Here is a 7,934-nt window from a genome sequence, read left to right as displayed (position 1 = left end):
GGTCCGGGGGCGCAGCCCCCGGTTTCGGGAAGGGGCGGGGTTGGGGAAGGGCTCAGCGCAGCGCCTCGTCCACCAACCGCCCCCACTCCACCACGACCCGCTTCCGACGGGCCCCGTCGTCCGTGAGGAGGTTCGCGAGGCCGAGCCCCCGCGCCATGTCGAGCAGCCCCTGCACGGTCTCCCGCACCCCGGGCACCCCCTCGTCGGCACCGAGCAGCTCCACCGCGATGCGATGCGTCTCGCGGCCGACGCGGGCCTCCAACTCGGCGACCCTCGGCCCCAGTTGGTCCTCGTTGGACGCGGCGACCCACAGCTGGAGGGCGGCCCGGAACAGCGGGCCGGTGTACAGGTCGACCAGGGCCGCGACGACCGCGGTCCGGTCGGCCCGGGCGGAGGCTCCGGCGCCCTCGGGGAAGAGCCCGCGCAGTGCGGCCGACCGCTCTTCGGCGACGTACTCGACGGCCGCGGTGAACAGTTCCTCGCGGGTGCGGAAGTGGTGCTGGGCGGCGCCCCGCGACACCCCGGCCCGCTCGGCGACCACGGACACCGTCGAGCCCGCCCAGCCGTGCTCGGCCAGGCAGGCCACGGCCGCCTCCAGGAGCCGCTGCCGGGTGACCCGGCTGCGGTCCTGCTTGGGCGCGCGGTCGTCCTCGGTCACGGCACCCATCGGCACACCTCGACCATGCCACCCAGCCGCGCCCCTCGGCGCCCCCCGCTCACAGCGCCCATGAACGCTCCCGTCGTTCCAGGAACGCCTCCATCCCCTCCTTGGCCTCGGCGGAGCCGAAGCGGTGGGCGGAGAGGGTCACGAGGGCGTCCGCTTCCTTGTCGAATGCGTCAAGAACCCTAGCCGTGACGAGTTTCTTCGCGTCGGCCAGCGCCCCCGGAGCGGCCTTGCGCAGGCCTTCGAGGACCGGTTCGAGGACGACGCCGACGCCGTCGTCGGCGCCCGCGTAGGCCGTGACCAGGCCGATCCGGGCCGCCTCGGCGCCGCCGAAGCGCTCGCCGGTGAGGTAGTAGCGGCTCGCCGCCCGCGCGTCGAGGCGCGGCAGGAGGGTCAGGGAGATCACCGCCGGTACGACCCCGATGTGCACCTCGGTCAGCGCGAACGAGACGTCCGGGCCGCCCGCGACCACGATGTCGCAGGCCCCGAGCAGCCCGAGCCCGCCCGCCCTGACGTGCCCGCGCACCCGCGCGACCACCGGCTTGGGCAGTTCCACGAGCTGTCGGAGCAGGGCCACGAACGCCCCCGGGTCCGGCGGTTCGCGCAGGTCGGCACCGGCGCAGAACGTGGTGCCGGTGTGGCAGAGCACCACGGCGCGCACCCCGTCGTCGGCGCCCACCTCGGTGAGCGCGCGCGACAGTTCGCCCACGAGGGCCGCCGACAGCGCGTTGCGGTTGGCGGGTGAGTCCAGGGTGAGGGTGACGATGCCCCGGTCGGGAGCCGAGACCAGGACAGTACCTGTCCGGATTTCCATCAGAACTCCCTAGTACGACTTGGGCAGGCCCAGGGTCTGGTGGGACACGAAGTTCAGGATCATCTCCCGGCTCACCGGGGCGATCCTCGCGACCCGGGACGCCACGATCAGCGCGGCGAGCCCGAACTCCTTGGTCAGGCCGTTGCCGCCGAGGGTGTGCACGGCCTGGTCGACGGCCTTCACGCAGGCGTCGGCCGCCGCGAACTTCGCCATGTTCGCGGCCTCGCCCGCGCCCAGGTCGTCCCCGTCGTCGTAGAGCCGGGCCGCCTTCTGCATCATCAGGCGGGCGAGTTCGATCTCGATGTGGGACTGGGCCAGCGGGTGGGCGATGGCCTGGTGGGCGCCGATCGGGGCCTTCCACACGCTGCGTTCCTTGGCGTACGCGACGGCTTGTGCGAGGGCGAAGCGCGCCATGCCGAGGGAGAACGCCGCCGTCATGATCCGCTCCGGGTTGAGCCCGGCGAAGAGCTGGAGCAGTCCGGCGTCCTCGTCGCCCACCAGCGCGTCGGCGGGCAGCCGCACCTCGTCGAGGACCAGCTCGAACTGCTTCTCCGGGGCCTGGAGTTCCATGTCGATGCGGTGGCGCGCGAAGCCCGGCGCGTCGCGCGGGACGATGAACAGGCAGGGCTTCAGCTTGCCGGTGCGGGCGTCCTCGGTGCGGCCGACGATCAGGGTCGCGTCGGCGATGTCCACGCCGGAGATGAAGACCTTGCGGCCGGTCAGGATCCAGTCGTCGCCGTCCCTGCGGGCGGTGGTGGTGATGCGGTGCGAGTTGGAGCCCGCGTCGGGCTCGGTGATGCCGAACGCCATCGTGCGGCTGCCGTCGGCGAGCCCCGGCAGCCACGTCTGCTTCTGCACTTCGGTGCCGAAGCGGGCGATCACCGTGCCGCAGATGGCCGGGGACACCACCATCATGAGGAGCGGGCTGCCCGCCGCCCCCAACTCCTCCAGGACGATGGAGAGTTCGGCGATGCCGCCACCCCCGCCGCCGTACTCCTCGGGCAGGTTCGCCCCCAGGTAGCCGAGTTTGGCGGCGTCGGCCCACAGTTCGTCGGGGTGGCCCTCGTCCCGTATGACCCGGGTCATGTAGTCCCGGCCGTAGCGCTTGCCGAGCGCCGCGACGGCCGCGCGCAACGCCTGGTGTTCCTCGGTTTCGAGCACGGGAGCGTTCACAGTTCTTCCTCCTGTACGTCTTCCTTGACCACAGTGAGCTGTACGTCTTCCTGAGCCACCGCGGCGGCAAGCCCGTCCGGGGCCGCCGTCGGCTACGCGTCCTCCTGGACCACCGCGAGCAGCGCGCCCACCTCGACCTGCCGCCCCGGTACGGCGTGCAGGACGGTCAGGACGCCCGCGGCCGGTGCCACCACGCGGTGCTCCATCTTCATCGCCTCCAGCCACACCACCGGCTGCCCCGCCTCGACCCGCGCGCCCTCCGCCAGGCCCTCCGCGACCCGCAGGACCGTGCCCGGCATCGGCGCGAGCAGCGACCCCGGCTCCTGCCGCACGGTGGGTTCGGGCAGCAGCGACAGGGCGTCGAGCGCCACGTTCCCGACGTACACGCGCCCGTCTGGGTACGTCGTCACGGCGAACTCCCGCCGTACGCCCTCGACTTCGAGCACGACGGCGTCGGGCGCGGCCCGCACCACCCGCACGTCGTCGGCGGCCGGGCCGCCGCGCGCGTGCGTGTACCTGACCTCGTGCTCGACGCCGTCCGCCACGGTCCGGTACCGCTTGACCTGGGGCTGTGAGCGCAGGTTGCGGAAGCCGCCGAAGCGGGAGCGCCCGCAGGCGTCGGCGAGGGCGGCGGCGAGCGGCGCGTGCCGGACGTCCGGGCCCGCGCCGGGCCCGGTCAGGTCGGGCAGGTGCCGGTCGTAGAACGAGGTGTCCATGCGGGCCGCCGCGAACTCGGGGTGGCGCAGGGAGCGGACGAGGAGGTCCCGGTTGGTGACCGGGCCGTGGACCACGGTCCGCTCCAGGGCCCCGGCCAGCTTGCGCAGGGCCTCCGCGCGGGTCGGCGCGTGGGTGACCACCTTCGCGAGCATCGCGTCGTAGTGCACGCCCACGGCGTCGCCGTCCGCGTAGCCGGTGTCCAGGCGCACCCCGTCCGGCACGGCGACGCGGTGCAGGGTGCCGGTCTGCGGGGCCCAGCCGGCCGCCGGGTCCTCCGCGTACAGGCGGGCCTCGACGGCGTGGCCGTGCGCGGGCGGCGGCTGCGGGCCCGGCAGCGGCTCGCCCTCGGCGATCCGGATCTGCAGCGCGACGAGGTCGAGGCCGAACACGGCCTCCGTCACGGGGTGTTCGACCTGGAGGCGGGTGTTCATCTCCAGGAAGTGCGCGGTGCCGTCGGCGGCGAGCAGGAACTCGACGGTGCCCGCGCCCCGGTAGTCGGTGGCGCGGGCGGCCCGCACCGCCAGGTCGTGCAGCTCACGGACCTGCTCGTCGGAGAGCCCCGGCGCCGGGGCCTCCTCGATGACCTTCTGGTGGCGGCGCTGGAGCGTGCAGTCGCGCGTCCCGAGGGCCCACACCGCCCCGTGCCCGTCGGCCATGACCTGCACCTCGACGTGCCGCCCGCCCTCGACGTACGGCTCGACGAACACCTCGCCGTCCCCGAAGGCACTCGCTGCCTCGGCCCGCGCGGCCTCCAACTCGCCCTTCAGGGCGTCCAGTTCCCGTACGACCCGCATGCCGCGCCCGCCGCCGCCGGCGGCCGCCTTCACGAGCACCGGCAGGTCGGCCGCCGTGACCGCGCCCACGGCGAGCGGCGCGAGCCCCATCAGTTCCTTCGCGCGCGTCTTGGACGCCATCGCCTCGATGGCCTCAGGCGGCGGCCCGATCCACACGAGGCCCGCGTCGGCGACGGCCCGCGCGAAGGAGGCGTTCTCGGAGAGGAAGCCGTAGCCCGGGTGGATCGCGTCGGCGCCCGCCGCCTGCGCGGCCTTCACGATCAGCTCGCCGCGCAGATACGTCTCCGCGGGCGCCGCCCCCGGAAGGCGCACGGCCTCGTCGGCCTCGCGCACGTGCAGCGCGTCCGCGTCCGCGTCGGAGTGCACGGCGACCGTGGCGATGCCGAGCTCACGGCACGTACGGAACACCCGGCAGGCGATCTCGCCCCGGTTGGCGACCAACAGCTTGGAAATCATGGGTGATTCCGTCACCTTCCCTCACATCCTGAAGACGCCGAAGCCGCCGCGCGTGCCCTCGACCGGGGCCGTGTGCAGCGCGGACAGACAGATGCCGAGGACGGTGCGGGTGTCGCGCGGGTCGATCACGCCGTCGTCGTACAGCCGCCCCGACAGGAACATCGGCAGCGACTCGGACTCGATCTGCTGCTCCACCATCGCCCGCAGCGCCGCGTCCGCGTCGTCGTCGTACGGCTTGCCCTTCGCCGCCGCCGACTGCCGCGCCACGATCGACAGGACGCCCGCGAGCTGCTGCGGGCCCATGACGGCGGACTTGGCGCTGGGCCAGGCGAACAGGAACCGGGGGTCGTAGGCGCGCCCGCACATGCCGTAGTGCCCGGCGCCGTAGGAGGCGCCCATGAGGACGGACAGATGCGGCACCTTCGAGTTCGACACCGCGTTGATCATCATGGCGCCGTGCTTGATGATGCCGCCCTGCTCGTACTCCTTGCCGACCATGTAGCCGGTGGTGTTGTGCAGGAAGAGCAGCGGGATGTCGCGCTGGTTGGCGAGCTGGATGAACTGGGCGGCCTTCTGCGACTCCGCGGAGAACAGCACGCCCTGCGCGTTGGCGAGGATGCCGACCGGGTAGCCGTGCAGGCTCGCCCAGCCCGTCACCAGGCTCGTGCCGTACAGGGGCTTGAACTCGTCGAAGTCCGAGCCGTCGACGACGCGCGCGATGACCTCGCGGGGGTCGAAGGGGGTGCGCAGGTCGCCGGGGACGATGCCGAGGAGTTCGTCGGCGTCGTACTTGGGCGGCTCGGCGGGGGCGGCCGGGTCGGCGTGCGCCTTGCGCCAGTTGAGGCGGGCGACGACGCGGCGGGTCTGGCGGAGCGCGTCGTGCTCGTCCTCGGCGAGGTGGTCGGCGAGGCCGGAGGTGCGGGCGTGCATCTCGGCGCCGCCGAGCGACTCGTCGTCGCTCTCCTCGCCGGTCGCCATCTTCACCAACGGCGGCCCGCCGAGGAACACCTTCGCGCGCTCCTTGACCATGATCACGTGGTCGCACATGCCGGGGACGTAGGCGCCGCCCGCCGTGGAGTTGCCGAAGACCACGGCGATCGTCGGGATCCCGGCGGCCGAGGACTGCGTGAGGTGCTTGAACAGGGCGCCGCCCGGAATGAAGATCTCCTTCTGCGACGGCAGATCGGCGCCCCCGGACTCCACCAGGTGGATGGACGGCAGCCGGTTGGCGTGCCCGATCTCGTGCGCGCGGAACGCCTTCTTCAGCGTCCAGGGGTTGCTGGCGCCGCCGCGTACCGTCGGGTCGTTGGCGGTGATCAGGCACTCCACGCCCTCGACGACACCGATGCCGGTCACCATGGAGGCCCCGACCGGGTACTCGCTCCCCCAGGCCGCGAGCGGCGACAGCTCCAGGAACGGCGTGTCCGGGTCGAGCAGCAGCTCGATGCGTTCCCGGGCGAGGAGCTTGCCCCGGTCGCGGTGGCGCCGGACGTACTTCTCGCCGCCCCCGTCGAGGGCCTTGGCCTGCTCGGCGTCGAGGTCGGCCAGCTTGGCGAGCATGGCGGCGCGATGGTCGGCGTAGTCGGGGCTCGCGGGGTCGAGCGCGGACGCGAGCACGGTCACAGCAGTACCTCCGGGATGTCGAGGTGGCGGGCGCGCAGCCACTCGCCGAGGCCCTTGGCCTGCGGGTCGAAGCGGGCCTGTGAGGCGACTCCCTCGCCGAGGATCCCCTCGACGTGGAAGTTGAGGGCGCGGAGGTTGGGGAGCACGTGCCGGGTCACCTTCAGCTCGCGGCTCTCCGGGACCAGACCCTGGAACCTTTCGACGGTCAGGTGATGGGCGAGCCACCGCCAGGCGTCGTCGGTGCGCACCCACACGCCGACGTTGGCGTCCCCGCCCTTGTCCCCGCTGCGGGCACCGGCGACGGTCCCCAGGGGCAGGCGCCGGGTCCGGTCGTACGCCAGCGGCTCGGGCAGCTCAGGCGGTTCGACGTCGGCCAGCTCACGCGTCCCGCCCGCCGTGGCCGGGGGGATGTCCACCCGAAGCCCGTCCGGGGTCACGGCCACCTGCCGTACGGAGGCGGCGTCGACGTACACCGCCTCGAACACGCCGTACGGAGTGCCCTTGCCGGGCGGGGCGGTGACGTGGAAGCCGGGGTAGCTGCCGAGGGCCAGCTCGATCGCGGCGCCGCTGAGGGCGCGGCCCACCACGTCCGCGTCCCGGTCGCGCACGACGAGCCGCAGCAGGGCGCTCGCGGTCTCCTCGGTGTCGGCGTCCGGGCGGTCGGTGCGGGCCAGCTCCCACCGCACTTCGGCGGGGCGGGACTTGGAGTGGCTGAACGCGTCCTCGATCTGGGCGCGCACGAGGGCGGCCTTCGCGTCGACGTCGAGGCCGGTGAGGACGAACACGACCTCGTTGCGGTGCCCGCCGACGCGGGTGAGCCCGGCCTTGAGGGTGGGCGGCGGCGCCTCGCCCCGCACCCCGTCGACGCGGACGCGGTCCCGGCCGACCTGGGTGAGGCGGACGGTGTCGAGGCGGGCGGTGACGTCGGGCCCGGCGTAGCGGGCGCCGGACGTCTCGTACAGGAGCTGCGCGGTGACCGTGCCGACGTCGACGACTCCGCCCGTCCCGTCGTGCTTGGTGATGACGCAGGAGCCGTCGGCGTGCACCTCGGCGAGCGGGAAGCCGGGGCGGAGCAGGGACTTGGGGTCGAACTCGTGGAAGAAGGCGTAGTTGCCGCCGGTGGCCTGGGTGCCGCACTCCAGGATGTGACCGGCGACGACGGCGCCCGCGAGCCGGTCGTGGTCGCCGGGTCCCCAGCCGAAGTGGGCGGCGGCGGGCCCGGTGACGAGGGCGGCGTCGGTGACGCGGCCGGTGACGACGATGTCGGCGCCCGCGCGCAGCGCCTCCGTGATGCCGAAGCCGCCGAGGTAGGCGTGCGCGGTGAGGGCGTCGCGGAAGCGGGGGCCGAGGTCGTCGCCCTCCACGTGGGCCACGCGCACGTCGAGGCCGAGGCGTTCCGCCAGCTCCCGCAGCTGCTCCGCGAGGCCCGCCGGGTTGAGGCCGCCCGCGTTGGCGACGACCCGCACGCCCCGGTCGAGGGCCTCCCCCAGGCACTCCTCCATCTGCTTCAGGAACGTCTTCGCGTATCCCCGGTCCGGGTCCTTGAGGCGGTCCCGGCCGAGGATGAGCATCGTCAGCTCGGCGAGGTAGTCGCCGGTGAGGACGTCCAGGGGGCCGCCGGTGAGCATGTCCCGTACGGCGGTGTGACGGTCGCCGTAGAAGCCGGAGGCGTTGCCCACGCGGAGGGGTTCTC

Annotated in this window: 6 protein-coding genes; all 6 read right to left on the bottom strand. The window is 73.6% G+C overall.

Going from position 1 to position 7,934, the window contains the following annotated elements:
• Window positions 1-52: 52 nt before the first annotated feature.
• On the bottom strand, window positions 53-667 hold the full coding sequence (locus ACFVHO_RS18255; RefSeq protein ID WP_385715142.1) for a TetR/AcrR family transcriptional regulator: 615 nt from the start codon (window positions 665-667) through the stop codon (window positions 53-55).
• A 49-nt stretch (window positions 668-716) separates the two neighbouring features.
• Window positions 717-1,478, bottom strand: coding sequence for an enoyl-CoA hydratase family protein (locus ACFVHO_RS18250; RefSeq protein ID WP_385715139.1), 762 nt, complete (start codon window positions 1,476-1,478; stop codon window positions 717-719).
• 9 nt (window positions 1,479-1,487) lie between these two features.
• On the bottom strand, window positions 1,488-2,651 hold the full coding sequence (locus tag ACFVHO_RS18245; RefSeq protein WP_385715136.1) for an acyl-CoA dehydrogenase family protein: 1,164 nt from the start codon (window positions 2,649-2,651) through the stop codon (window positions 1,488-1,490).
• A gap of 92 nt (window positions 2,652-2,743) precedes the next feature.
• A complete protein-coding gene (locus tag ACFVHO_RS18240; RefSeq protein WP_385715133.1) occupies window positions 2,744-4,618 on the bottom strand; it encodes an acetyl/propionyl/methylcrotonyl-CoA carboxylase subunit alpha in 1,875 nt (624 codons plus the stop codon).
• Window positions 4,619-4,639: 21 nt separating this feature from the next.
• Entirely contained in the window at window positions 4,640-6,241 is a 1,602-nt protein-coding gene (locus ACFVHO_RS18235; RefSeq protein WP_385715130.1) for an acyl-CoA carboxylase subunit beta, read from the bottom strand.
• The gene (locus ACFVHO_RS18230; protein WP_385715166.1) at window positions 6,238-7,920 is read right to left on the bottom strand and encodes an acyclic terpene utilization AtuA family protein; all 1,683 of its coding nucleotides are present in this window, start codon (window positions 7,918-7,920) and stop codon (window positions 6,238-6,240) included. Before ACFVHO_RS18230 ends, ACFVHO_RS18235 begins: the two co-directional genes overlap by 4 nt.
• Between the last annotated feature and the right edge of the window lie 14 nt (window positions 7,921-7,934).

Origin of the sequence: Streptomyces sp. NPDC127108, from assembly GCF_042677545.1 — a bacterium.
Taxonomy (GTDB): Bacteria; Actinomycetota; Actinomycetes; order Streptomycetales; family Streptomycetaceae; genus Streptomyces.
This window is presented reverse-complemented; position numbering and strand designations above follow the sequence as displayed.